The 24,735-nt window shown below is 54.5% G+C and carries 18 protein-coding genes and 1 other annotated feature; all 18 genes read left to right on the plus strand.

Features of this window, described 5'->3' with window-relative positions:
• Positions 1 to 173 precede the first annotated feature (173 nt).
• The 18 genes from tig (at position 174) to POTG_RS12355 (ending at position 24,695) form a co-directional block, all read left to right on the plus strand.
• The gene (gene tig / locus POTG_RS12270) at positions 174 to 1,595 is read left to right on the plus strand and encodes a trigger factor (RefSeq protein WP_009225146.1); all 1,422 of its coding nucleotides are present in this window, start codon (positions 174 to 176) and stop codon (positions 1,593 to 1,595) included.
• A gap of 254 nt (positions 1,596 to 1,849) precedes the next feature.
• Positions 1,850 to 2,440, plus strand: coding sequence for an ATP-dependent Clp endopeptidase proteolytic subunit ClpP (clpP, locus tag POTG_RS12275; RefSeq protein WP_009225147.1), 591 nt, complete (start codon positions 1,850 to 1,852; stop codon positions 2,438 to 2,440).
• A gap of 12 nt (positions 2,441 to 2,452) precedes the next feature.
• On the plus strand, positions 2,453 to 3,709 hold the full coding sequence (gene clpX / locus POTG_RS12280; RefSeq protein WP_009225148.1) for an ATP-dependent protease ATP-binding subunit ClpX: 1,257 nt from the start codon (positions 2,453 to 2,455) through the stop codon (positions 3,707 to 3,709).
• 121 nt (positions 3,710 to 3,830) lie between these two features.
• Positions 3,831 to 4,952: a flavodoxin-dependent (E)-4-hydroxy-3-methylbut-2-enyl-diphosphate synthase gene (ispG, locus tag POTG_RS12285; protein WP_009225149.1), complete on the plus strand. Its 1,122-nt coding sequence runs from the start codon at positions 3,831 to 3,833 to the stop codon at positions 4,950 to 4,952.
• 172 nt (positions 4,953 to 5,124) lie between these two features.
• A complete protein-coding gene (gene lonB / locus POTG_RS12290) occupies positions 5,125 to 6,843 on the plus strand; it encodes an ATP-dependent protease LonB (RefSeq protein WP_009225150.1) in 1,719 nt (572 codons plus the stop codon).
• Between the two features lie 149 nt (positions 6,844 to 6,992).
• A complete protein-coding gene (lon, locus tag POTG_RS12295; RefSeq protein ID WP_009225151.1) occupies positions 6,993 to 9,329 on the plus strand; it encodes an endopeptidase La in 2,337 nt (778 codons plus the stop codon).
• 51 nt (positions 9,330 to 9,380) lie between these two features.
• Entirely contained in the window at positions 9,381 to 10,025 is a 645-nt protein-coding gene (yihA, locus tag POTG_RS12300) for a ribosome biogenesis GTP-binding protein YihA/YsxC (RefSeq protein WP_009225152.1), read from the plus strand.
• A gap of 196 nt (positions 10,026 to 10,221) precedes the next feature.
• Positions 10,222 to 10,806 carry a hypothetical protein gene (locus POTG_RS12305; protein ID WP_009225153.1) on the plus strand — a complete coding sequence of 195 codons (585 nt, stop codon included), beginning with the start codon at positions 10,222 to 10,224 and terminating at the stop codon, positions 10,804 to 10,806.
• A gap of 320 nt (positions 10,807 to 11,126) precedes the next feature.
• Positions 11,127 to 11,525 (plus strand): adenosylmethionine decarboxylase, encoded by a 399-nt coding sequence (speD, locus tag POTG_RS12310; RefSeq protein WP_009225154.1) that lies wholly within the window; start codon positions 11,127 to 11,129, stop codon positions 11,523 to 11,525.
• A 203-nt stretch (positions 11,526 to 11,728) separates the two neighbouring features.
• The gene (gene hemA, locus POTG_RS12315) at positions 11,729 to 13,174 is read left to right on the plus strand and encodes a glutamyl-tRNA reductase (protein WP_009225155.1); all 1,446 of its coding nucleotides are present in this window, start codon (positions 11,729 to 11,731) and stop codon (positions 13,172 to 13,174) included.
• A gap of 205 nt (positions 13,175 to 13,379) precedes the next feature.
• On the plus strand, positions 13,380 to 14,006 hold the full coding sequence (locus POTG_RS12320) for a precorrin-2 dehydrogenase/sirohydrochlorin ferrochelatase family protein (protein WP_232282285.1): 627 nt from the start codon (positions 13,380 to 13,382) through the stop codon (positions 14,004 to 14,006).
• Between the two features lie 2 nt (positions 14,007 to 14,008).
• A complete protein-coding gene (hemC, locus tag POTG_RS12325; RefSeq protein WP_009225157.1) occupies positions 14,009 to 14,971 on the plus strand; it encodes a hydroxymethylbilane synthase in 963 nt (320 codons plus the stop codon).
• Between the two features lie 6 nt (positions 14,972 to 14,977).
• Entirely contained in the window at positions 14,978 to 16,525 is a 1,548-nt protein-coding gene (gene cobA, locus POTG_RS12330; protein WP_009225158.1) for a uroporphyrinogen-III C-methyltransferase, read from the plus strand.
• 61 nt (positions 16,526 to 16,586) lie between these two features.
• A complete protein-coding gene (gene hemB, locus POTG_RS12335) occupies positions 16,587 to 17,591 on the plus strand; it encodes a porphobilinogen synthase (RefSeq protein WP_009225159.1) in 1,005 nt (334 codons plus the stop codon).
• Between the two features lie 45 nt (positions 17,592 to 17,636).
• On the plus strand, positions 17,637 to 18,941 hold the full coding sequence (hemL, locus tag POTG_RS12340; RefSeq protein ID WP_009225160.1) for a glutamate-1-semialdehyde 2,1-aminomutase: 1,305 nt from the start codon (positions 17,637 to 17,639) through the stop codon (positions 18,939 to 18,941).
• Positions 18,938 to 19,870, plus strand: a complete 933-nt coding sequence (locus POTG_RS12345; protein ID WP_009225161.1) for an RluA family pseudouridine synthase — start codon at positions 18,938 to 18,940, stop codon at positions 19,868 to 19,870. Before hemL ends, POTG_RS12345 begins: the two co-directional genes overlap by 4 nt.
• A gap of 186 nt (positions 19,871 to 20,056) precedes the next feature.
• Entirely contained in the window at positions 20,057 to 21,520 is a 1,464-nt protein-coding gene (locus POTG_RS12350) for a LysM peptidoglycan-binding domain-containing protein (protein WP_009225162.1), read from the plus strand.
• An 85-nt stretch (positions 21,521 to 21,605) separates the two neighbouring features.
• Positions 21,606 to 21,868: a binding site (T-box leader), on the plus strand.
• Positions 21,869 to 22,019: 151 nt separating this feature from the next.
• Positions 22,020 to 24,695: a valine--tRNA ligase gene (locus POTG_RS12355; protein WP_009225163.1), complete on the plus strand. Its 2,676-nt coding sequence runs from the start codon at positions 22,020 to 22,022 to the stop codon at positions 24,693 to 24,695.
• Positions 24,696 to 24,735 lie beyond the last annotated feature (40 nt).

Here is a 24,735-nt window from a genome sequence, read left to right on the forward strand (position 1 = left end):
GGGCTCTTGTAAAAAGATGTATTGTTGTTTATAATATAATGGTTATTCTGATCGTGTTCATAGAGACAGCTATACTGGAACCCAAGAGCAAGACACCTTGAAAATAGCTGTTTTAGTCGCGATTCGGTTTCAGTATTTAAAGTATATGTGAAATTTGGAGGGGAAAGCATAAAATGAAAGCAACTTGGGAAAAAATAGAGAAGAACCTCGGTGTACTCGAGGTTGAGGTGGAGGCGGAACGCGTAGCCGCCGCACTGGATAAAGCTTTCCAAAAGGTTGTTAAGAAAGTAAACGTACCTGGTTTCCGCAAAGGTAAAGTGCCTCGGCCGATTTTCGAAGCACGTTTTGGCGTGGAAAGCTTGTATCAAGATGCAATCGACATCCTGTTGCCTGAAGTGTACACTGAAGCGGTTGATCAAACGGACATTTTCCCGGTAGATCGTCCTGAAGTGGACATCGAGCAATTTGCTAAAGGACAACCTTTCAAGTTCAAAGCAAGAATCACGGTTAAACCAGAAGTGAAGCTTGGCGACTACAAAGGCGTAGAAGTTCCTGCCATTAACGTTGAAGTCAGCGACGAAGAGCTGAACAACGAATTGGAGCGTCTGCAACAACGCCATGCTGAACTTGTTGTCATCGACGATGAGCCGGCTAAGAACGGCGACACCGTTGTTATCGACTTTGACGGTTCCGTAGACGGCGTGCCTTTCGAAGGCGGCAAAGCTGAACGTTATTCCCTGGAGCTTGGAAGCAACACGTTTATCCCTGGCTTCGAGGATCAAGTTGTAGGCTTGGCTACCGGCGACTTCAAGGACGTTACGGTAACTTTCCCGGAAACGTACCATGCAGAAGAGCTGGCTGGCAAAGAAGCTGTGTTCAAAGTCAAAGTTCACGAAATCAAACGCAAACAACTGCCTGAACTGGACGACGAGTTCGCGAAAGACGTTAGCGAATTTGACACGTTGGACGAGTTCAAAGAAGATTTGAAGAAACAGCTTGCGGCTCGCAAAGAGCAAGAAGCAAAAGCAGCCCGCGAAGGGGCAATTGTTGATAAAGTCGGCGAGAACGCTGAAGTCGAAATTCCGGAAGCGATGATCAAAGGCGAAGTTGAGAACATGATTCGCGACTTCGACAACCGTCTTCGCGCACAAGGCATGAACCTGGATATGTTCCTGGGCTTCTCCGGTCAAACAGTGGACGACCTCAGAGGACAAATGCAAGGGGACGCTGAGAAACGCGTTCGCAACAACCTGGTGCTTGAAGCCATCGCTAAAGCCGAGAAGATCGAAGTCACTCAAGACGAAATCAACAAAGAGCTGAACGATATGGCGGAAGCTTACAAACGTACGCCGGAAGAAATCCGCAACATTTTGGCAGCTAACGGTTCTTTGGGCAGCTTGAATGAGGAAATCCTGATCCGCAAGACGATCCAGTTCTTGCTGGAGAACAGCAAGGAAGTTCCGGCTGAGCAAGCGGAGGCAAAGTCCAAAGAAGCTAAACCGGCTGCTAAGAAATCGACGAAGAAGTCGACCAAAGCCGAAGCGAAAGCAGACGCTGACAAAACTGAAGCCGAAGAAGCCCAAGGCGAGGAATAATTCACTCCAGCCAGATCCCGCTTCTTTGTATACATCACGATAAAAGTTAGGGCACGTATGATAAAATGCGTGCCTTAATTTTTCATCTCCAGATGATACATTTATTTCCATCGCGCACGGGACAAGCCTAAGGTTATATAATGTGTAAAAACGAACATAAACTGTACTGGGCGAAAAATGACACGGGGCTTCGAACATGATAGAATGTTTTACGTAAGCGCAAGGGAAATTGAAAAGGAAAAGAGGTTGGTCGCATGAGTCTGGTACCTATGGTCGTAGAACAAACGAATCGAGGAGAACGGTCGTACGACATCTATTCGAGACTCCTTAAAGATCGCATTATTTTTCTCAGCAACGCAATTGATGATGAAGTTGCCAATCTCGTGATTGCCCAACTGTTGTTCTTGGCAGCTGAAGATCCTGAGAAAGATATTCACCTGTACATCAATTCTCCGGGGGGTTCCGTTACCGCGGGGATGGGTATATATGATACGATGCAATATATCAAGCCCGATGTGTCCACCATCTGTGTCGGGATGGCGGCCAGCATGGGATCATTGCTGCTGACAGCAGGGGCCCCTGGCAAACGTTATGCGCTTCCGAACAGCGAAGTGATGATTCACCAACCGCTTGGCGGCGTTCGCGGTCAGGCAACGGATATTAAAATTCATGCCGATTGGATCATCAAGACAAGACAAAAGCTGAATCAGATCTATGTAGAGCGGACGGGTCAACCCCTTGAAAAAATCGAGCGCGATACAGACCGCGACTTCTTCATGAGCGCGGAAGAGGCTAAGGCCTACGGGATTATCGATCAGGTGATCTCCAAGCCCACTAATCTATAAAGGGGTGTTTACATGTTTAAGTTTAACGATGAAAAAGGCCAACTAAAATGTTCGTTCTGCGGCAAATCGCAAGAGCAAGTACGCAAGCTTGTTGCCGGACCCGGCGTTTATATATGCGACGAATGCATTGAGCTGTGCACGGAAATCGTGGAGGAGGAACTTGGCCACGAGGAAGAGCTGGATCTGAAGGAAATTCCGAAGCCAAAGGAAATCCGCGATATTTTGGACCAGTACGTCATTGGTCAGGAGCAAGCGAAGAAATCGCTGTCCGTTGCGGTTTACAACCACTACAAGCGGATTAATACGCAGAACAAGATCGAGGATGTTGAGCTGCAGAAGAGTAACATCCTGCTGCTAGGCCCTACAGGTTCGGGGAAAACACTCCTTGCCCAAACGATGGCCAAAATCCTGAACGTTCCATTCGCGATCGCCGATGCCACTTCCTTGACGGAAGCCGGCTATGTCGGTGAAGACGTGGAAAACATTCTGCTGAAACTGATTCAGGCTGCCGATTATGACGTGGAAAAAGCGGAACGCGGCATCATTTACATCGACGAGATCGATAAAGTGGCGCGTAAATCGGAGAATCCTTCGATTACCCGCGACGTTTCCGGCGAAGGTGTGCAGCAAGCGCTGTTGAAAATTTTGGAAGGTACGGTGGCTTCCGTTCCTCCGCAAGGCGGACGCAAACATCCGCATCAAGAATTTATCCAAATCGATACGACGAACATTTTGTTCATCTGTGGCGGGGCGTTTGACGGCCTGGAGCAAATGATCAAGCGTCGGATCGGTAAGAAGGTTATTGGCTTTAACGCGGCGAATGACGGGCAAAAAGAACTCAAACCGGGCGAATACCTGTCGATGGTATTGCCGGAGGACTTGCTGAAATTCGGATTGATTCCGGAATTCGTTGGCCGTCTGCCGGTCATCTCGACCCTCGAGCCGCTGGATGAGAAGACGCTGGTGCGCATTTTGTCCGAGCCGAAGAACGCTTTGGTGAAGCAATATCAGAAGCTGCTTGAGCTGGACAACGTGAACCTGCAGTTCGAACCGAAGGCGCTAGAAGCGATCGCTCGGGAAGCGATCAAGCGGAATACCGGAGCCCGCGGACTTCGCGCCATCATTGAGGGCATTATGCTTGACGTGATGTACGAAGTGCCTTCCCGCGACGATATTACGGATTGCGTGATCACCGAGAAGGTCGTTCTGGAGAAAACGGTGCCGGAATTGGCTTCCAAGCCAAACAAGAAACAAGAAGAAAGCGCGTAAGCGGGGAACCGCCGGGTGCGCTAAAATAAAGGTCAAGGTTCTCCACCTTTGCGGTTGTCGTGCCCTATATCTGGGCGCGCCCGCGGGGGTGGAGCTTTGATCGTTATGGGAGAGACCAGACATGACATTCTTGAGACAAGATACGCGGCCGGTTAAAGTCGGAAATCTGACGATCGGCGGCAGCAACGAAGTCATCATCCAAAGCATGTGTACGACGAAAACGGCAGATGTCGAGGCAACGGTAGCCGAGATTCTCCGGTTGGAGGAAGCAGGTTGCCAACTGGTACGCGTGACGGTGAATAACGAGGAAGCGGCTGCGGCGATCAAGGAGATCAAGAAACGGATTCATATCCCGCTGGTCGCTGACATTCACTTTAACTACAAGCTGGCGCTGCTGGCGATCGAAAACGGCATCGATAAGGTCCGGATTAATCCGGGGAATATCGGCCGCCGCGAAAAGGTTGAAGCGGTGGTCAAAGCGTGCAAGGAACGCGGCATTCCGATTCGGATCGGCGTGAACGCCGGTTCGCTGGAGAACCACTTATTGGAGAAATACGGCTACCCAACGCCCGAAGCGATGGTCGAAAGCGCCTTGTACCATATCGGGATTTTGGAGGATCTGGACTTCCATGACATTATCGTGTCGCTGAAGGCCTCGGACGTGCCGATGGCCATTGCGGCCTATACCAAAGCGGCAGAGGTCATTCCATACCCGCTGCATTTGGGCATTACGGAAGCTGGAACCTTGTTCTCCGGCACGGTGAAGAGTGCAGCTGGTATCGGCGCCCTCTTGTCGATGGGGATCGGCTCGACGGTCCGGATTTCGCTGAGTGCGGATCCGGTAGAGGAAGTGAAGGTGGCGCGCGAGCTGTTGAAGACGTTTGGGTTGATTACCAATGCAGCGACGCTTGTCTCCTGCCCGACCTGCGGCCGGCTGGATATTGACCTGTTCTCCATCGCCAACGAGGTGGAGGCGTATATCGCCAACCTGAAGGTGCCGATTAAGGTATCCGTGCTCGGTTGTGCCGTCAACGGCCCGGGCGAAGCGCGCGAAGCCGACATCGGGATCGCCGGAGCTCGCGGGGAAGGGTTGCTGTTCCGTTACGGGGAAATGATCCGGAAGGTTCCGGAAGCCGAGCTGCTAAGCGAATTAAAGAAAGAAATTGACCATATCGTGGAGGTGTACGAAGCGACCGGAGAAATTCCGGGACGCAAGGAGCACCGGGCCCGCGTGAAGTCTTGATTGAATATAAATCCGTACCGCAGTCTGCTTGAATGCAGGCTGCGTTTTTTTGTTGCCCGCTTCAACACGAACTATCCCTTAGAATATCCCAACTTGAAAAATCCTTGTTTTACCTTGGAGCGAAAAGGCTATACTACCAAGTATCAGTATAAGAGTGGGAGGCGTAACGCGTATGGATCTAAATGTTATCCTGATGGCGGTCCAAATGTTTTTTGCCGTCGTGATTGGGCTTTATTTCTGGAATCAGCTGCGCAGTCAAAAAGGCAACCGGCTGGCGGTAGACCGGGAATCGCGCAAGGAAATGGAGAAATTGCGCAAGCTAAGGGCCGTCTCGCTCACCAAGCCGCTTGCGGAGCGTACCCGTCCGGCCTCGATGAACGACATCGTTGGGCAAAAGGACGGTTTGCGTGCGCTGAAAGCGGCGCTTTGCAGCGCCAACCCGCAGCATGTGATCATTTACGGTCCGCCGGGCGTAGGAAAAACGGCGGCAGCACGCGTTGTGATGGAGGAAGCGAAGAAAAATCCGGTATCTCCCTTTAAATCCGATGCCAAATTTGTTGAAATTGATGCAACGATCGCCCGCTTCGACGAGCGCGGCATCGCTGACCCGCTGATCGGTTCGGTGCATGATCCGATCTACCAAGGGGCGGGGGCGATGGGGGTTGCCGGCATTCCGCAGCCGAAGCCCGGTGCCGTGACGAAGGCGCATGGCGGGATTTTGTTTATCGATGAGATCGGCGAATTGCATTCGATCCAAATGAATAAACTTTTGAAGGTTTTAGAGGATCGCAAGGTGTTTCTGGAGAGTGCGTATTATAACTCCGAAGACTCCAATACGCCGGCGTATATCCACGATATTTTCCAAAATGGCTTGCCTGCGGATTTCCGCTTGGTTGGCGCGACAACCCGCTCGCCGCAGGAGATCCCGGCCGCTTTACGCTCGCGGTGCATGGAGATTTATTTCCGGCCGCTGCTGCCGGAGGAAATCGCCCAAATTGCAGAGGATGCGGTGAAGCGAATTGGCTTCCAGCCTTGTCCGGAAGCGATTGAAGTGATTAAGAAATATGCGACGAACGGCCGCGAAGCCGTTAATATGGTGCAACTCGCTGCCGGTCTGGCCCTCACCGAGAAGCGCGACCAACTGCTGGCATCGGACTTGGAATGGGTGGCCACGAGCAGTCAACTGGCGCCGCGACCGGATCGCAAAGTACCGGATCAGCCTGCAGTTGGTGTCGTCAATGGCCTGGCCGTGTACGGGGCAAACATGGGCACATTGCTGGAAATTGAAGCTACGGCGGTTCCTGCTGAAAAGGGTAAAGGCACCTACAACATCACCGGTGTCGTAGACGAAGAGGAAATCGGCGGAGGCAGCCGCACGCTGCGCCGCAAGAGCATGGCCAGAGGCTCGGTGGAAAATGTCCTGACTGTCCTGCAGCGGATCGGGCTGAATCCGCCGAACTATCACCTTCATATCAACTTCCCGGGGGGAACCCCGATCGACGGTCCTTCTGCCGGGTTAGCCATCGCGACTGCGATCGCCTCGGCGATCAAGCAGGTGCCAGTGAACAATCAGATCGCCATGACCGGCGAACTGGGGATTCACGGGAAGGTGAAGCCGGTTGGCGGCGTCGTGGCGAAGGTGGAGGCGGCATTCCAGGCTGGCGCCACGACGGTGCTGATTCCGAAGGACAACTGGCAATCGTTGTTTGAAGGCTTGGAAGGCCTGCGGGTAATCCCTGTCGAGACGTTAGGTGAAGTGTTTCGCCACGTCTTTGGTCCCGAGGCCGAGAAGAATCTGGAGTTGCCGATCGGCGGCGACCTGTTTGCTCCGGCAACAGCTCCCGCGCCTTTTCTGCACGCAGAGTCACCTTCGCAAGGCGGAGCGATGTAAGCCGGGCCAGCAGAGGTTACCTATGCGTCATGCTCATACACATTCCGGGGAGCGGCTGCTTGAGGCGGTCGCTCCTCGTTGGTGTTTTTATGTAACATTTGCTAAAATAGCAATGAAATCTACAGAGAACGTTTGGAGGTGCATAAGCGATGGGACCCCATAAATCCAAAGGCCGGCGATTTCCGCTGCTGCCGCTGCGCGGTCTGCTCGTCTATCCAAGCATGGTACTGCACTTGGACGTGGGACGAGAGAAGTCGGTGAAAGCGCTGGAAAAAGCTATGGTCGAAGATAATCTGATTCTCCTCTGTTCTCAATCGGAAGTGAACATAGAAGAACCAACCCAAGAAGATATCTTTCGCATCGGCACCGTCGCAAAGGTGCGCCAGATGTTGAAGCTTCCCAACGGCACCATTCGTGTGCTGGTGGAAGGCATGGAACGCGCTGAAATTATCGAATATTTGGATAATGACGAATATTATGAGGTTATCGCCGAAGAGCGTCCGGAGGAAGAAACGGTGGATCCGGAAGTGGACGCACTAATGCGTACGGTGTTAACCCAATTCGAACATTATATCAACTTATCTAAGAAGGTCACGCCGGAGACGCTGGCAGCCGTATCAGACATTGAAGAAGCCGGTCGTTTGGCGGACGTAATCACCAGCCATTTGTCCTTGAAAATCAAGGATAAACAAGAAATCCTCGAAACAATCGATGTCCGCAAGCGGCTGGAGAAGCTGCTCGACATCTTAAATAACGAGCGCGAAGTGCTGGAGCTGGAGCGCAAAATCAACCAACGCGTCAAGAAGCAGATGGAGAAAACGCAGAAGGAATACTATTTGCGCGAGCAGATGAAGGCGATCCAGAAGGAGCTCGGCGAGAAGGAAGGGCGGGCCGGCGAAGCCGAAGAGCTGCGGGCCCAGCTCGAAGAGAAAGGGCTGCCGGAGAACGTCCGGGAGAAGGTCGAGAAGGAAATCGACCGCCTGGAGAAAATGCCGGCCAGCTCGGCGGAAGGCGGCGTCATCCGCAACTACGTGGATTGGCTGCTTAGCCTGCCGTGGAACAACAAGACCGAAGACGACCTCGACTTGGCCAAAGCGGAGCAAGTGCTGAACGAAGACCATTACGGCCTCGATAAGCCGAAGGAACGGGTTCTGGAATACTTGGCTGTGCAGAAGCTGGTCAAGAAGCTGAAAGGCCCGATCCTGTGCCTGGTCGGCCCGCCAGGGGTCGGGAAAACGTCGCTGGCCCGCTCCATCGCCCGTTCGCTAGGGCGTCAGTTCGTCCGCATTTCGCTGGGCGGCGTGCGGGACGAAGCAGAGATTCGGGGACACCGCCGCACCTATGTCGGCGCAATGCCGGGACGAATTATCCAAGGCATGAAAACGGCAGGAACGCTGAATCCGGTATTCTTGCTGGACGAGATCGACAAGATGGCTTCGGACTTCCGCGGCGATCCTTCCGCGGCGCTGCTTGAGGTGTTGGATCCGGAGCAAAACAACACTTTTTCCGATCATTTTATCGAGGTTCCGTTTGATCTATCCAACGTGATGTTCATTACGACTGCCAATGCGGTACATAACATTCCGCGGCCGTTGCTTGACCGGATGGAGACGTTGTTTATTCCGGGCTACACGGAGCTGGAGAAGCTGCAGATTGCCAACCGTTACTTGCTGCCTAAGCAAAAACGCGAGCATGGACTGGAGCCGGAGCAGCTAGAGGTTGGCGAAGATGTGCTGCTGCAAGTGGTCCGCGAATATACCCGCGAATCCGGCGTGCGGAATCTGGAGCAGCAAGTGGCTGCCTTATGCCGTAAAGCGGCGAAGCAGATCGTTTCCGAGAATAAGGAGAAAATTATCATCACAACGGACAATGTCAAGGATTTCCTTGGCCCAGCGAAATTCCGCTATGGGGTGGCCGAGCTGGAAGATCAGATCGGCACGGTAACGGGACTAGCCTGGACGGAGGTCGGAGGGGAGACGTTGGTCATCGAGGTGACCGTCGTACCGGGATCCGGGAAGCTGACGCTTACCGGTAAGCTGGGCGACGTGATGAAGGAATCGGCGCAAGCTGCCTTCAGCTACACCCGCTCCAAGGCGGCGGAGCTGGGGATTCCGCTCGATTTTCACGAGAAGAACGATATTCATATCCATATTCCCGAAGGGGCGATTCCGAAGGACGGTCCGTCGGCGGGCATTACGATCGCTACTGCGCTGATCTCGGCGTTGACGAACCGACACGTCTCCAAGGACGTCGCCATGACTGGCGAAATTACGCTGCGCGGACGCGTGCTGCCGATCGGCGGCTTGAAGGAGAAATCGCTTGCCGCGCATCGGGCGGGCTACCGTAAAGTCCTGATGCCGAAGGACAATGAGCGCGATCTGCGCGACATTCCGGACAGCGTTAAGGAGGACCTGGAGTTCGTACCGGTGTCACATATGGACCAGGTGCTCGAGCATGCGCTCGTAGAGCGTCCAGGGATGCACTAGCATGTAAGCGTGGCGCAAAGGTGCGTCATCGCTCAAGAGAGGAAATGAACGATGAAGGTAACCAAGGCTGAATTTATCATCAGCGCTGTTGGCCCCAATCAATATCCTGAGGACGCCTTGCCGGAGATCGCTCTGGCAGGGCGTTCCAATGTGGGCAAATCGTCGCTGATCAATCGGATGATTAACCGCAAAAACTTAGCGCGCACCAGCTCAACCCCCGGAAAAACGCAGCATCTGAACTATTACCGGGTGAATGACCGGCTCTACTTTGTGGACGTGCCAGGCTATGGGTATGCCAAAGTATCCAAGTCGCAGCGCGAGGTCTGGGGCAAAATGATCGAGAAGTACCTGCAGGAGCGGGAGACGCTGAAGCTGGTGCTGCAGATCATCGATCTGCGCCATCCGCCGACCAAGGACGACGAGCTGATGTACGACTGGCTGAAGGCGTACGAGCTTCCGGTGTGCGTCGTTGCCACCAAAGCCGACAAGGTGCCGAAATCGCGCTGGCAGAAGCACCTGAAAATTATCAAGGAAGCGCTGGTACTGCGGGCCGGGGATCCGTTGATCCTGTTCTCGGCGGAAGAGGGGATTGGCAAAGATGAGCTGTGGGCGCAAATCAAGCGGTATGCGGGGCTGGCGGAAGAAACCGAGGCTAAAAGCCCGGAAGCCTCCGATACAGAAAATGGGAAGAGCTAAGAATTCGGTAAATACGAAAGGGATTTGGAGCAGTTTCCGCAGGAAAGTGAGCATGCAGCGAAATTGTTCAGGTTAAAAACGGCTTAATGCCGTTTTTTCTGGAAAATGGCAAGAATTCACGTTTTGGCCGCTGAGCGTACGGTTGGAATCGTAGTGTATAATTATAATAAAGCGATTAAGAATTGAGGAGATTTGTATGGCTCAGCGGTTAGCCACAGAGTATGTCAATGCCAGTATGCGTTTAACGGAAGTTCAGATGTCGCAGTTTATTCACAAAGTCTACGATCCCCATGTGCGCCAGCGGGTCAAAGTGTTGGACAACGGCGGGCAAGAGGTCGTACTGGAGGATGACGGCGGTGAGGAAGTGCATCTTCCATTTGAACGTGTTGACGGTTATTATGTCTGCGAAATGTCTTTCCGCTTGGAAAAACCCCATTTAACGAACGTGATGAGACTGTTGTTCGCCGCCTTTAAAGGCTCCGGCATGGTCACCCGAATTTATAACGGATTCATGATGATGTATTATTATCAGGAAGGCCGGGTTCGCAAAATCGTCGAGTATTCTCGGGAATCCTACAAGCTTGTGTTCGAATACAAGGATGCGGCGGCGGAGCTGCAGCAAATTTACCGGAATAACGATATTGAGCTGGAAATCGCCCGGATCCGCAAAAACATTAATTCGCTGCTTGACCAGCGGTTTGTCGCGGATGAAGCGGATGTGGAACGCATCGACAATGAGCTGCGTCAATGCTCGCGAAGACTGTTTGTCCTAGAGGCATAAACTAAAATAGCCCAGTCCCCTAAACGGGTGTCACCAGAGAGAGGGCGACAACATAATGTACTAAATGATAACTACCCTATTACAGGGTAGTTTTTTTATTCATGAACCGCGAACGGATGCAGGGATTTTGCCGAAAAAATAGGTTGCATTTGTCCGCAAGAGATGTTATTTTTAATCTCGTTGAAAAGAATATAGGAACCAGGATTCACTCAGGACATGGAGATGTTGCGAGAGATGTTTCCCTCGAGAAGTGAATGACGTAGGTCCTAGCGGATGAAATTTTTTCAAACATTTTATTCCTAGGAAGGGGGAGCCGGAAGATGGAATATTCAACTTTCGGAAGACACGTTGCGGTTGATGCTTGGGGAATCGACTATGAGGTGCTGAACAACGCCGGGTTGTTGGAAGCCCACTTGGTGGAAGCGGCGGAAGCTTGCGGAGCGACCATTTTGTCGATTCAATCCAGACAGTTTGAACCGCAAGGAGCCACCGTGCTTGTGATGTTGTCGGAAAGCCACCTCTCGATTCACACGTATCCTGAGAGAGGGTTTGCTGCTATTGATTGCTACACCTGCGGGGAATTTGTAGATCCGCAGCTGGCGATCGATTACCTGGTGTCCGTCTTGAATCCGGAGAAAACGTATGCGAAGAAGCTGATTCGGGGCTTAGGCGAGCTGGAAGTAGCCGAAGCGGATTCGAATCGCGCTGAATTTGTTTAAGCGAGGATAGATTTTCTAAAAAATTGGAAAAAAGCTTAACCATGGGTCATCCATGGTTATTTGTTTTGAATGAATGAAATTCATAAATAATTCATAAAAAACTCATAGAAATCCCAGGGGAGCCGAAGGCTACTGTGATATAATTAACATAGTTTGTTTGCGATACATGCTATTGACACTTCTTCAAGGCAGGTGAACTTGCAATGCACATCGTCGTAGTTGGGTTAAACTATCGCACGGCGCCTGTGGAAGTCAGGGAACGCTTTTCTTTAACAGATACGGACATGCCGCAAGCGCTGCAGGAGCTCTTACGTACCAAGAGTGTATTGGAAGGCGTAATTATTGCCACCTGCAATCGTACAGAAATCTATGCCGTAGTTGATCAACTGCACATGTGCGGGTCCTTCGTTCGCAGCTTTATGGAACGCTGGTTTGGGGTTCCTCGCGAAGAATTTACCCGCCATTTATATATATATGAAGACGAACAAGCGATTCGTCATCTGTTCCGCGTTGCGTGCGGTCTGGATTCGATGGTGCTGGGGGAAACCCAAATTCTCGGCCAGGTCAAAAATGCGTTCTTGCTCTCGCAAAGCGAGAAATGCACCGGAACATGGTTTAATATGTTGTTTAAACAAGCGGTCACGCTGGGCAAACGAGCCCATTCCGAAACCGCCATCGGGGAGAGCGCCGTTTCGATCAGCTATGCTGCCGTGGAGCTGGGCAAGCGGATTTTTGGCAGCTTTGAAGGCAAACGCGTGCTGATCCTTGGTGCCGGCAAGATGAGCGAGTTGACGGCCAAGCACTTGAGCGGTGCCGGTGCGGAAGAAGTGCTGGTAGCCAACCGGACATTTGCCCGGGCCCAGGAGCTTGCCGCGAAATTTCACGGTGTGCCATGCACCATGCAGGAAGCGATGGAACGGCTGGAAGAGGTGGATATTCTGATCAGCTCGACCGGTGCGGAAGGGTATGTAATCACTTCGGCACAGGTCGCCCGCAGCATGAAGGGGCGGATGGATCGCCCGTTGTTTATGATCGATATCGCGGTGCCGCGGGACATCGAGCCGGCCATCGGCGAGCTGGATCAGGTATTCCTGTATGACATCGATGATCTCGAAGGCATCGTAGAGAGCAACATGGAGATGCGCCGCGCAGAAGCGGTTAAGATCGAAGCCATGATCGAGGACGAAATCGCCGCCTTCGGAACATGGCTGCAGACGCTGGGCGTAAAGCCGGTCATTCGCGCGCTGCAGGAGAAGGCTTCCGATATTCACGAGAATACGTTGGACAGTCTCTTTAATAAGCTGCCGGAGCTGGATGAACGGCAACGCAAAGTGATTCGTCGCCTCACCAAGAGCATTTTAAATCAAGTGCTGCATGATCCGATTAACCGGATCAAGGAGATGGCTGGCGAAAGTCAAGGCACGAAAGCGCTGGAGATGTTTACGCAGATTTTTGCGCTGGAGGATCGTCTGGAAGCACAAAGCGATGCACCTTCCGCATCCGGCAAGGAGATCTCCGCCTCACGGGAAGCGCAAGAAATGTTAGCGTCCCGGGCGTCCGAAGGGTTGCCGGAGCTCGAAGATGGGCTCCCAAACCAGGTCTCCTTCGAGCCTGAGCCTTCGTTGCCGCTGGCGAAGGTGTCTGTATAATCTGGATAACTGGATATTCTACACCGCGAGAACGCCCTGAGCCCTCTGCCGGATGCACCCGAATCGATGGCTGATTCGACGCTGAAGCGGAGGGGGAAGGGCTTTTTTTGAAGGGATGAACATGGAAAATTGCGGCAGGGTAGGGTATGCTATTAATCAGTTGAAGTAGGAGGGATGCGCCATACCTTATTATGTGCCCGTCCTATTGAATTTGGCAGGCCGTCGCTGCGTCGTTATTGGCGGCGGACCGGTTGCCGAACGGAAGGCGAAGATGCTGGCAGAGGCTGGAGCGGTAACGGTGGTGATTAGTCCCAACGTAACGGAAGGTCTGCAGCGGCTCCATCAGGAGCGGGAGCAAGTCGTATGGATCCAACGGGAGTATCAACAAGGGGATTTGGCCGGGGCGTTCCTCGCTTTTGCCGCGACCGATCGGCCGGAGGTCAACGCCGCTGTGGCCGCCGAAGCGGAGGCGGAGGGCATCCCGATGAATGACGCGGGCGAAGGGACGCGAGGCAGCATGATTACGCCCGGCGTTCTGCGCCGCGGGGGGCTGGTCGTTGCCGTCTCCACCTCGGGGGCGGGACCAACGGCCGCGCGGGAGCTGATCCGCGAGATTGATGAACACTTTGGCGAGGATTACGAGCGTTACATTGACTTTTTAAGCTCGGCACGGGCTTTCATTAAAGAACGAATCGACGATCCCGGAAGACGGAAGCGTCTGTTTCGGAGGTTGGCCGAGACCGATATATTGACCTCGATCCGGGAAGGAAGCTTTGAGCCGTGGAGCGAAGCAGCCATGATCGCCTGGATTGAGGAACAGACGGAGGAATAAGCATGACGAAGCGAACGATAGTGGTGGGTACGAGACAAAGCCAGCTGGCGCTGACACAGACGGGACAGGTCATCGACGATTTAAAAGCGATCTGCCGGGAGCATCACCTGCCGTTTGATTTTGAAATCCGCAAGATCGTAACCAAGGGAGACCGGATTTTGGACGTGACGTTGTCCAAGGTTGGCGGCAAAGGGCTGTTCGTGAAGGAAATCGAGCAGGCGATGCTGAACGGGGAGATCGATTTGGCGGTCCATAGCATGAAGGACATGCCGTCTGTGCTGCCGGACGGACTGATGAACGGTGCGGTGCCGCGGCGGGTTGATCCACGGGATGCGCTTATTTCAAGAAACGGACGGAGCCTTGACGAATTGCCGCAGGGGGCCAAGGTAGGGACCAGCAGCTTACGTCGCGCCAGTCAATTGCGCGCTTATCGACCGGACTTCGTGCTGGAGCCGATTCGCGGCAATATCGATTCCCGATTGCGCAAGCTGGAGGAGGAAGGTTTTGACGCGATCATTTTGGCCGCGGCGGGGTTATTCCGCATGGGTTGGGAACACCGGATTACGGCATTTCTTCCCGCAGAGGTCTGTCTGCCCGCCGTTGGTCAAGGGGCGCTTGGCATCGAATGCCGCGAGGATGACGACGAGGTGCGCCGGCTCTTGTCCTTATACAATGATCCGGACACCGCGGTGACGGTGGCTGCGGAGCGCCGTTTCCTCGGCGTGCTGAATGGCGGCTGCCAGGTGCCGATTGGAGCCTACGCGACGTTGCTGCCGGAAGAAGGCGCAAGCGGCGAAACCGGCCGTCCGCGTTTGCGATTGACGGGGATGGTTGGTTCGGCGGACGGAACGACGATTCTGAAGGAAAGCGCCGAAGGAACAGATCCGACCGAGCTGGGAGAGCAGCTTGCCGGCCGGCTGATCTCGATGGGAGCAGCTGCATTATTACAAGAAACCGGGGGGTGAACGAATATGGCTGGTAAGGTGTATCTGGTTGGCGCAGGCCCTGGAGATGCGCGATTGATTACGCTGAAAGGGCTTGATTGTCTGGAGAAAGGCGACGTGATCGTCTACGATCGTCTGGCCAATCCCAGCCTGCTGCGAAGAACGAAGCCCGGGGCAGAGAAAATATATGTCGGGAAGCGAACCGACCGTCACACGATGAAGCAAGAGCATATCAATCAGCTGTTGGTTGATTTGGCGCTGGCGGGCAAAACCGTCGTTCGCTTAAAAGGCGGCGACCCGACGATCTTCGGCCGCGTTGGAGAGGAGGCGGAGCTGCTGCGGCAGCACGGAATTCCTTACGAAATCGTGCCGGGGATTACGGCTGCCATCTCGGTGCCGGCGTATGCAGGCATTCCTGTCACTCACCGGGATATGGCTTCCTCGGTGTCGATCGTTACGGGGCGTGAAAGCCCGGACAAGCTGGATCAGTCTATCGACTGGGAAAAGATCACCAACGCGACCGGCACCCTTGTGTTTATGATGGGCGTGGCCAATATTGGTCATATCAGCAGACAGCTGATTCATTACGGTCGGCCGCCCGAAACGCCGGTTGCCCTGATCCGCTGGGGGACGAGAGCCGAACAGGAGACGCTGGTCGGGACGCTGGCCGATATTGAGCAAAAGGTACGCGAAGCTGACTTTAAGCCGCCGGCCGTCACGGTTGTCGGCGAAGTTGTGGCTCAACGGGAGCAGCTCATGTGGGCGGAATCGCTGCCGCTATTCGGCAAGCGGATTCTCGTCACCCGTTCGCGCTCGCAAGCGAGCGAGCTGGTGCGCGGCATCGAGGAGCTTGGCGGCGAGCCGTACGAGTTCCCTGTCATCGACATCGCGATGCCGGAGGGCCAAGAGCTGGCCAGCACGGACGAAGCGCTCAATCAGCTAGAGCAGTACGATTGGGTATTCTTCACGAGCGTCAATGGCGTGGAGTATTTCTTCTCGCACCTGGAGAGACTGGGGAAAGATGTGCGCGGGCTGCATAAAGCGAGAATTGCCGCCGTAGGGCCGGCAACGCAGGCGGCGCTGCGCCAACGCGGGATTGCGGCGGAGGGCTTGCCGGGCAAGTTTCAGGCCGAGGGCCTGATGGAAACGTACGGCAGCGAGTTGAAGCCCGGACAGCACGTGCTGTTGCCGCGCGGCGACCTTGCCCGAGCTTGGTTGCCTGCTGCCTTGCGTGAGCAGGGCTTGACCGTCACCGAGGCAGTCATGTACCGGACAGTGCCGGCCGGGGAAACGGACGAAGAGCTGTTGAAGCTGCTCGAGAAAGGCCGTATTCACGCCGTCACCTTTACCAGCTCGTCAACGGTGACGAATCTGTTGGCCGCGCTCACCGGCATGGGGGTCGCCGATCCGGTCGCTGCCCTGCAAGGCGTGGACATCGCCTGCATCGGGCCGGTCACGGCGAAAACGGCAGAGGATGCAGGCCTGCGGGTTTCGATTCTTGCGGAAGAAGCAACGATCGACAGCTTGATTCAGGCGCTATGTGACTGGAAAGCGCGGACGGCGTCGGCGAAGTGATTTTTTTTTTGATTAACACGGAGGCTTAACCCCGTGCTGCATACTTAGGAGGGAATCAAAGATGAATTTTCCGATCGTAAGACATCGCCGGCTGCGTCAGTCGGCTGCGATTCGCGGGATGGTGCGTGAAACCGTCCTGACGGTGGACGACTTGATTCAACCGATCTTTGTAACTTATGGAAAGGGCGTCAAGAATGAGATTTCATCGATGCCCGGCGTGTTTCATTTTTCGCTGGACACGCTGGAAGAGGAAGTCAAAGAAATTATGGATCTAGGCATTCCGGCGGTTCTGCTGTTCGGCATTCCGGAAACGAAGGACAGCGTCGGCACCTCGGCCTTTGCGGAGGACGGGATCGTACAGGAAGCGACGCGGATCATTAAATCGCGGTATCCGGATTTGCTGGTCGTAGCCGACACCTGCTTATGCGAATTTACGGATCATGGCCATTGCGGGATGGTACATACGTTTGAACGCGACGGGCATGTCTGCGGCGACGTCATGAACGACGAGTCGCTGGAGCTGCTGGTGAAAACCGCTGTCTCCCAAGCGCGAGCAGGCGCCGACATCATCGCGCCGTCCAACATGATGGACGGATTTGTGCAAGCGATCCGTGCGGGACTGGATGAAGCGGGCTTCAGCCATGTGCCGATTATGTCATATTCCGTCAAATACGCGTCTTCGTTTTATGGGCCGTTCCGTGAAGCGGCGGACTCGGCGCCGCAGTTCGGCGACCGGAAGACGTATCAGATGGACCCGGCCAACGCCCGCGAAGCGCTAAGGGAAGCGGAATCCGACGTGCTGGAAGGCGCGGATATGCTGATGGTGAAGCCGGCCTTGGCCTTTATGGATATTTTGCGGATGCTGCGGGATCAATTTGATCTTCCGCTGGTCGCTTACAACGTAAGCGGAGAGTATTCGATGGTGAAGGCAGCCGCCCAGCAAGGCTGGATCAACGAGCGGGCCATCGTCACTGAGATGCTGCTAGGCATGAAGCGGGCGGGTGCGGATATCATCATCACGTATTTCGCCAAGGATATGGCACGCTGGCTGCGCGAGAAGCAGTAAGCATAGAGCCAAGAACGGGGTTTGAACAGTTAAGGAGGGGGATCGATGAGCAAGGACACGATTGGCCGGCGGGGCGAAGAGCGATCGCGCCTGGCATTCGAAGAAGCGAAGCAGGTCTTGCCCGGCGGCGTTAACAGCCCGGTGCGGGCGTTTAAATCCGTTGGCTTGACGCCGATGTATATCGAACGCGGGGAGGGCTCCCGGATTTATGATATCGACGGCAACAGTTTTATCGATTATGTAGGCTCCTGGGGGCCGCTGATTATGGGCCATGCTCATCCAGAGGTGGTGCGTGCGCTGCAGGAGACGGCTGCGAAAGGGACGAGCTTTGGAGCGCCAACGCTGCTAGAGACGCAAATGGCCATGCTGGTTGCTGAACGGGTGCCGTCGATCGATGTGGTGCGGATGGTGAACTCGGGAACGGAAGCAACGATGAGTGCGATCCGTCTGGCACGGGGATACACGGGCCGCAGCAAAATTATGAAATTCGAAGGCTCCTATCACGGCCATGCCGACAGCTTGCTGATTAAAGCAGGCTCCGGCGTAGCGACGCTGGGACTGCCGGACAGCCCGGGCGTGCCTGAGGGGGTTGCCTCTAATACAATTGCGGTACCTTATAACGACTTGGCTTCGGTTGAGCTTGCGTTTGAGCGGTTTGGGGAAGAGATCGCCGGCGTTATCGTGGAGCCTGTAGCCGGGAACATGGGCGTTGTGCCGCCGCTGCCGGGATTCCTGGAAGGTCTGCGCCGGATTACCGAGCGATACGGCAGCTTGCTCATTTTTGACGAGGTCATGACAGGCTTCCGCGTAGGGCTGAATTGTGCGCAGGGGCGCTTTGGCGTTACTCCGGATTTGACTTGCCTCGGCAAGGTGATCGGCGGCGGGCTGCCTGTTGGAGCGTACGGCGGAAAACGCGAGATCATGGAGCAAATCGCGCCAAGCGGGCCGATTTATCAGGCTGGGACGCTGAGCGGCAACCCGTTGGCAATGGTTGCGGGTTACACGACGCTGTCGCTGCTTACTCCAGAGGTGTACGACCGGCTGGAGCGCTTGTCGGCGAAGCTGGAGGAAGGCTTTACGCGCAACGCCAAGGAAAAAGGTATTCCGTGTACGATCAACCGCGTGGGCTCGATGATCTGTCCGTTTTTTACCGAAGAGAAGGTTATCAATTACGAGACGGCAAAAACAAGCGACCTCGACTTGTTCCGCCGTTACTTCGCGGCGTTGCTTGAGCAAGGCATCAACGTGGCGCCTTCGCAGTTCGAAGGTATGTTCGTCTCGGGCGTGCATACCGACGAAGACATTGAGCTGACGATCGAAGCGCATCGCTTGGCGCTGCAAAAGCTGTGAGCGGCAAGCTAACCTGGACGCGGCGCGGGGAATGGCTCGAGCTGATGCCCGGCAAGCTGCCTGCGCGCGATGGGCAGGACCGTCTGGATGCGGCGATGGCTTGGCTGGAGGAGGGGCTGCAGGCTCCTCCTAAGCTGCTGCGTCGGCTGCGGGCCGAAGGCGGCATCAAGCTCGCCGGGGACCGTTTAAGGCTGCTGGCCTTTCCGGCCAGGGCATCGCAATATGCTCCGGTTGAGGCAGAGCTTTCGCTTTTATATGAGGATGATTTTTGCCTTGTCGTGCACAAGCCGGCAGGGCTAAAAGTCCATCCGGACGGCAACGAGGGGGGCGCTTCCCGTAGGGACTCGGCTCCGCCGGACACGCTTGCCAACCGCGTCGCGGGATGGTACGCCAGCCTGGGTCAGCCAATCGCTGCGGCGCATATTCACCGGCTGGACGAATATACGTCAGGACCGGTGTTGTTCGCAAAGAACGAATACGCCCATTTAAAGCTGGATGAAGCGATGAGCCGCAAGGAGATCGGACGGACTTACATCGCGTTTGTACAGGGCGTTGTTAGTTCCGCGCTTAAGATCATTGACCAGCCGATCGGCCGGGACCGCCATCACAATCAGCGGCGCCGGGTGTCCCCTACCGGCAAGCCGGCGATCACGCATGTGGAGCTGATGGAGGTATACCCGAAGCACGAGGTGAGCCTCGTTCGGCTGACCTTGGAGACCGGCCGCACGCATCAAATTCGCGTCCATCTGAGCGCAGCGGGCCATCCGCTCGTAGGGGATGCGTTGTATGGCGGCAGCACGAAGTGGCTGCCTTATCAAGCGCTGCATGGTGAGCGGCTGGTGTTCCCGCACCCGCTCACCGGAGAAACGGTGGAGCTGGACGATCCTTGGCCATCGGCCATTATCCAGCTGCGAGATCGCTTTCGTTGACTAGCCGGGCTGTCTGATGGCAGCCTGGCTTATTTTTTTACCTAATGTGAGAAGGTCTGTACCCTCCCATTGGCAAAAAGCTGGCATGCACTCTCTTTTGCAGCATATAGATTAAACGAGGATGATTTGGATCAAGATTCATCGATTTCTAAATCAGGTTTGGATATGCTGAAAGGAGGTAACGAGTTGGCTGATCAATCCTATGGTCTCAGGTTTGATATTTATGAGCGGATACATCTTTCTGAAGATGTGATCGGCATTGAAGAGCTGGAGGAGATCGAGCTCTATCCGAAAATCCAGGTGATTCCCGGGGAGGAGTATGCCGCGCTGCGCGGCCATTTGCTGTTGTCGGGGGTGTATCGGGGAGAAGGAGAAACGCAGAGGCTGGAACATTATATTCCAGTCGAAATTACGATACCGCTAAACCGGGTGAACCGGTTGGAGGATATCACGGTTGAAATTGAAAACTTCGATGTTGACCTGCTTAGCTCGCGCAGCTTGAATATTACAGGCGTCTTGTCGCTTCAGGGGGTGGAGACCATCGCCTTAGTGTCCGAACAAGATGCATGGAAGGATCGCGAGTTTACGACGGCCCATGTCGTACCGAATCTGCCCGGCGACGAATCGGAAGCGGAATCGAATTTCAACACGGAGGATTCAGCGGATTACGCTTCGGCGGTGACCGAGCCTGAATCGATCCCGGCAGCGCCATTGCTGACGGAAGAAGTGCGCCAAGAGTCGGAGCCGACGTTCTCGTGGAATTCGTTAATCCGCGATACGACAGACGAAGAGTCTCAGCCGGAGCCGGAACTCGAGCTGCAGCAAGAGGAGCAGGACGAAGAACCACAGCCCATTCCGCAATTTGCCTCATGGCAGGCGTTCCCGGATGAAGTCCTTACCGCGCAAAAACGAAGTGCGGACGAGCCGCAGGAACCCGCCGCCTGGAGAGAGGATGTCCCTGCATTCCAGGAAGCTAGTCCTTGGGCGGACAAGGAATCTGAATCGGATTTTGACGCTGCTGCAGAGGTTTTTGCAGATCAAACAGAGGAGTTGGATGTAGACGCAGCGTTTCAGGAGGAAATTCGCCCATTCGCAGAATCCGCGCCGATTGAACGTGCGAGTGAAGTCGTGGAAGCGGAAGCTGCCGAGCCGGAACGGGTTTCGTATGGGCTAGGCGAAGAAGTTGCTGTAGTGTCAAACGATACGGTGAACGAAGACGTTTTGGAGGCGGATGCGGCGGCTGAAGCCGATCAGGGTGCACCTGCCCAGCCAGAAGAGAAGAAGGAAATGAAGATCGCATTGGGTGCCAAAAAAGGGGATGACGAGGGGGGCCGAGATAGCTTTGGCTTAACGAAGCTGATTGCCTCTTCTTCCCGGCCCGCTCAAGAACCGCAGGAGGAAGCATCGGATCAGCCGAGTCTGGACGACAGCAGAGACCCAAGTGAGGGTGAGGAGCTGCGGTGGAAGAACCTGTTCATCAGCAACGAGGATCAAAACCCCTTCCGCAAAGTGCGTCTCGTGATCGTGCAGCGCGAAGAGACGTTGGATGATATCGCCCAACGCTACCACCTGAGTCCACGGGAGCTGCAGCTGTACAACCGGCTGTCCGAGCATCAGGTGAATGAAGGGCAAATTTTGTACATTCCGTGAGGATCTCCCCGTGAAATCAGGCGGATTGTTGACTCCCGTTCCTTTCCAAGTTATGATAATATAGATTAAAGTAATAAGATCTATGGCAAAGACTTGGAACGGGAAGAGTAGGCAGCGTACCCTTCAGAGAGCGGAATCCACGGCTGAGAGATTCTGCAGGACATGTAGCTCACCGAAGTCGCCCGGGAGTTGTCCGTTTGAGCAGCATATCATATGGGGTTAGAACGGACCGGCAGCAGCCGTTATCTGCATGAGAGTCGCATTTCTTGCACCGGATGGTGAATGAACCGGATGCCATTGATGCGAAACAAAGGTGGTACCGCGAAAGTAAAGCCTTTCGTCCTTTGAGACGAAGGGCTTTTTGTTTTTTCTTAGGCAGCATGAAGTAGGCGCGAAAGCCCGTCCCGAAGTCTTATGCACACGGTGTGGAGCTGATGACGCCAGTCGACTATCTTGGGATCGCCAAGGCTATGCTTATTTGTAACGGAGGTTGAATAGGATGACAGAAAATCAAGATCAACAAACTTCGTCGGTAGAAATGCCGACGACGTACGATCCGAAAGCAGCGGAGCAGAAATGGCACCGTTATTGGTTGGAGAACGGCTTCTTTAAAGCCGGACAACGGCCGGATGCCAAGCCCTACACGATCGTGATTCCGCCGCCTAACGTAACCGGGATGCTGCATATCGGGCATGCGCTGGATTTGACGCTGCAGGATATTTTGACCCGGACCAAGCGAATGCAGGGATATGACGCGTTGTGGCTGCCCGGGATGGACCATGCGGGGATTGCAACTCAAACGAGAGTGGAGCAGCGGCTTAGAGAGCAAGGCGTATCCCGATACGACCTGGGCCGCGAGAAGTTCCTCGAACAAGTATGGGCCTGGAAGGACCAGTATGCGGGAACGATTCATGAACAGTGGGCCAAAATGGGCGCTTCGCTCGATTATTCGCGCGAGCGGTTTACATTGGACGAGGGCTTGTCCCAAGCGGTTCGCGAAGTGTTCGTGAAGCTTTATGAGAAAGGCTTGATTTACCGCGGCAAATACATTATCAACTGGGATCCGGCGGCGCGTACGGCGCTTTCCGATATCGAGGTAGAATATAAAGAAGTTAACGGGCATCTGTACCATCTTCAGTATCCGCTGAGCGATGGAAGCGGCTATATCACCGTGGCGACGACTCGTCCAGAGACGATGCTCGGCGATACCGCCGTTGCTGTTCATCCAGAGGATGAACGTTATCGCCATCTGGTCGGCAAAACGCTTCGTCTGCCGATCGTTGACCGTGAAATCCCGATTATCGCCGATGAATACGTGGAGAAAGAGTTTGGCAGCGGTGCGGTAAAAATCACCCCGGCGCATGACCCGAATGACTTCGAAGTTGGTTTGCGCCATAACCTGCCGCAAATTAACGTGATGGACGAGACCGGCAAGATGAATGCTGAAGCCGGCAAGTATCAAGGCCTCGACCGCTTCGAATGCCGCAAGCAGATCGTGAAGGATTTGCAGGAGATGGGCGTGCTGATCAAAATCGAGGATCACGTGCATCAGGTTGGTCATAGTGAACGGACCGGCGTTGTGGTTGAGCCGTATCTGTCGACGCAATGGTTCGTGAAGATGAAGCCGCTCGCGGAAAAAGCGATTGAAGCGCAAAAATCGGGGAACGGCGTTAACTTCGTACCGGATCGGTTCGAGAAAATTTATTTGAACTGGATCGAGAACGTACGCGATTGGTGTGTTTCCCGCCAATTGTGGTGGGGTCACCGCATTCCGGCCTGGTATTGCGACGAGACCGGCGAAATGGTTGTAGCCCGCAGTGAGGAAGAAGCACGGGCCAAGCTGGGACGCGACGATATCCGACAAGACGAGGACGTGCTGGATACGTGGTTTAGCTCTGCACTTTGGCCGTTCTCCACACTGGGCTGGCCGGATGAGGATAGTGCGGATCTCAAGCGCTATTTCCCAACGTCCGTTCTTTCCACCGGTTACGATATCATTTACTTCTGGGTTGCCCGGATGATCTTCACTTCGCTGGAATTCACCGGTCAAGTTCCGTTCAAGGATGTCCTAATCCACGGCCTCGTCCGCGACAGTGAAGGGCGCAAAATGTCCAAATCGCTGGGCAACGGCGTCGATCCAATTGAAGTTATTGAGAAGTACGGTGCCGATGCAATGCGTTACATGCTGTCCACCAGCAACACGCCGGGGCAAGACCTGCGTTTCCGTTGGGAACGCGTTGAGCAAGCCCGCAACTTCGCCAACAAGATTTGGAACGCTTCGCGTTTTGCGTTGATGAACCTGGAGGGCGTGAAGTACGAGGATATCGATATCAGCGGCGAGCTGTCGACGGCGGATCGCTGGATTTTACACCGGATGAACGAGACGGCCAAGGAAATTACCCGCCTGATCGACGCTTACGAATTCGGAGAAACCGGTCGATTGTTGTACAACTTCATCTGGGACGATCTGTGCGACTGGTATATCGAATTCGCCAAGCTGTCCCTGTACGGGGAAGATGCTGCGGCTAAGAAGAAAACCCAATCTGTGCTGGCCTATGTGCTCGATCGCACGCTGCGCATGATCCATCCGTTTATGCCGTTTATTTCCGAGGAAATATGGCAGCATTTGCCGCATTCTGGCGAAACGATTACGCTGGCGGCTTGGCCGGAATACGACCCTGCGCTGGAAGCACCGGACGCTGTTCAGGAAATGAATCTGCTGATCGATGTCATTCGCGCTGTGCGGAATATCCGCGCCGAAGTGAATGTGCCGATGAGCAAAAAGATCGAGCTCGTCATCAAGCCGGGCAGCGCGGAAGTGCTGGAAGTGTTGTCCCGCAACGAGCATTACATCCGCCGTTTCTGCAATACGTCGGAGTACGAGGCTTCGCTGAACGCCGGCGTGCCGGATAAGGCGATGACCGCTGTTGTAACGGGAGCCGAGCTGTTCCTGCCGCTGTCGGGTCTGATTGATATCGGACAGGAAATCGAGCGGCTGACGAAGGAACTCGACCATCTGAACAAAGAAGTGGAACGCGTTGAGAAGAAGCTGGCCAACGAGGGCTTTGTGTCCAAAGCGCCGGCTAAAGTCATCGAGGAAGAACGGGCGAAGATGGCCGATTATTCCGAGAAACGCGACAAGGTGCTGGCACGGATTGCGGAGCTGAAAGGTTAATTGAAAATAAAAGTTCAAGAAGTCAGGTTTGGAGCACCGA

It is taken from the genome of Paenibacillus sp. oral taxon 786 str. D14, assembly GCF_000159955.1.
Taxonomy (GTDB): domain Bacteria; phylum Bacillota; class Bacilli; order Paenibacillales; family Paenibacillaceae; genus Fontibacillus; species Fontibacillus phoenicis.

Bases quoted from the DNA above. Each gene is read 5' to 3' on its own strand.
- tig (WP_009225146.1), top strand. From the start codon at position 174: ATGAAAGCAACTTGGGAAAAAATAGAGAAGAACCTCGGTGTACTCGAG.
- clpP (WP_009225147.1), top strand. From the start codon at position 1,850: ATGAGTCTGGTACCTATGGTCGTAGAACAAACGAATCGAGGAGAACGG.
- clpX (WP_009225148.1), top strand. From the start codon at position 2,453: ATGTTTAAGTTTAACGATGAAAAAGGCCAACTAAAATGTTCGTTCTGC.
- ispG (WP_009225149.1), top strand. From the start codon at position 3,831: ATGACATTCTTGAGACAAGATACGCGGCCGGTTAAAGTCGGAAATCTG.
- lonB (WP_009225150.1), top strand. From the start codon at position 5,125: ATGGATCTAAATGTTATCCTGATGGCGGTCCAAATGTTTTTTGCCGTC.
- lon (WP_009225151.1), top strand. From the start codon at position 6,993: ATGGGACCCCATAAATCCAAAGGCCGGCGATTTCCGCTGCTGCCGCTG.
- yihA (WP_009225152.1), top strand. From the start codon at position 9,381: ATGAAGGTAACCAAGGCTGAATTTATCATCAGCGCTGTTGGCCCCAAT.
- POTG_RS12305 (WP_009225153.1), top strand. From the start codon at position 10,222: ATGGCTCAGCGGTTAGCCACAGAGTATGTCAATGCCAGTATGCGTTTA.
- speD (WP_009225154.1), top strand. From the start codon at position 11,127: ATGGAATATTCAACTTTCGGAAGACACGTTGCGGTTGATGCTTGGGGA.
- hemA (WP_009225155.1), top strand. From the start codon at position 11,729: ATGCACATCGTCGTAGTTGGGTTAAACTATCGCACGGCGCCTGTGGAA.
- hemC (WP_009225157.1), top strand. From the start codon at position 14,009: ATGACGAAGCGAACGATAGTGGTGGGTACGAGACAAAGCCAGCTGGCG.
- cobA (WP_009225158.1), top strand. From the start codon at position 14,978: ATGGCTGGTAAGGTGTATCTGGTTGGCGCAGGCCCTGGAGATGCGCGA.
- hemB (WP_009225159.1), top strand. From the start codon at position 16,587: ATGAATTTTCCGATCGTAAGACATCGCCGGCTGCGTCAGTCGGCTGCG.
- hemL (WP_009225160.1), top strand. From the start codon at position 17,637: ATGAGCAAGGACACGATTGGCCGGCGGGGCGAAGAGCGATCGCGCCTG.
- POTG_RS12355 (WP_009225163.1), top strand. From the start codon at position 22,020: ATGACAGAAAATCAAGATCAACAAACTTCGTCGGTAGAAATGCCGACG.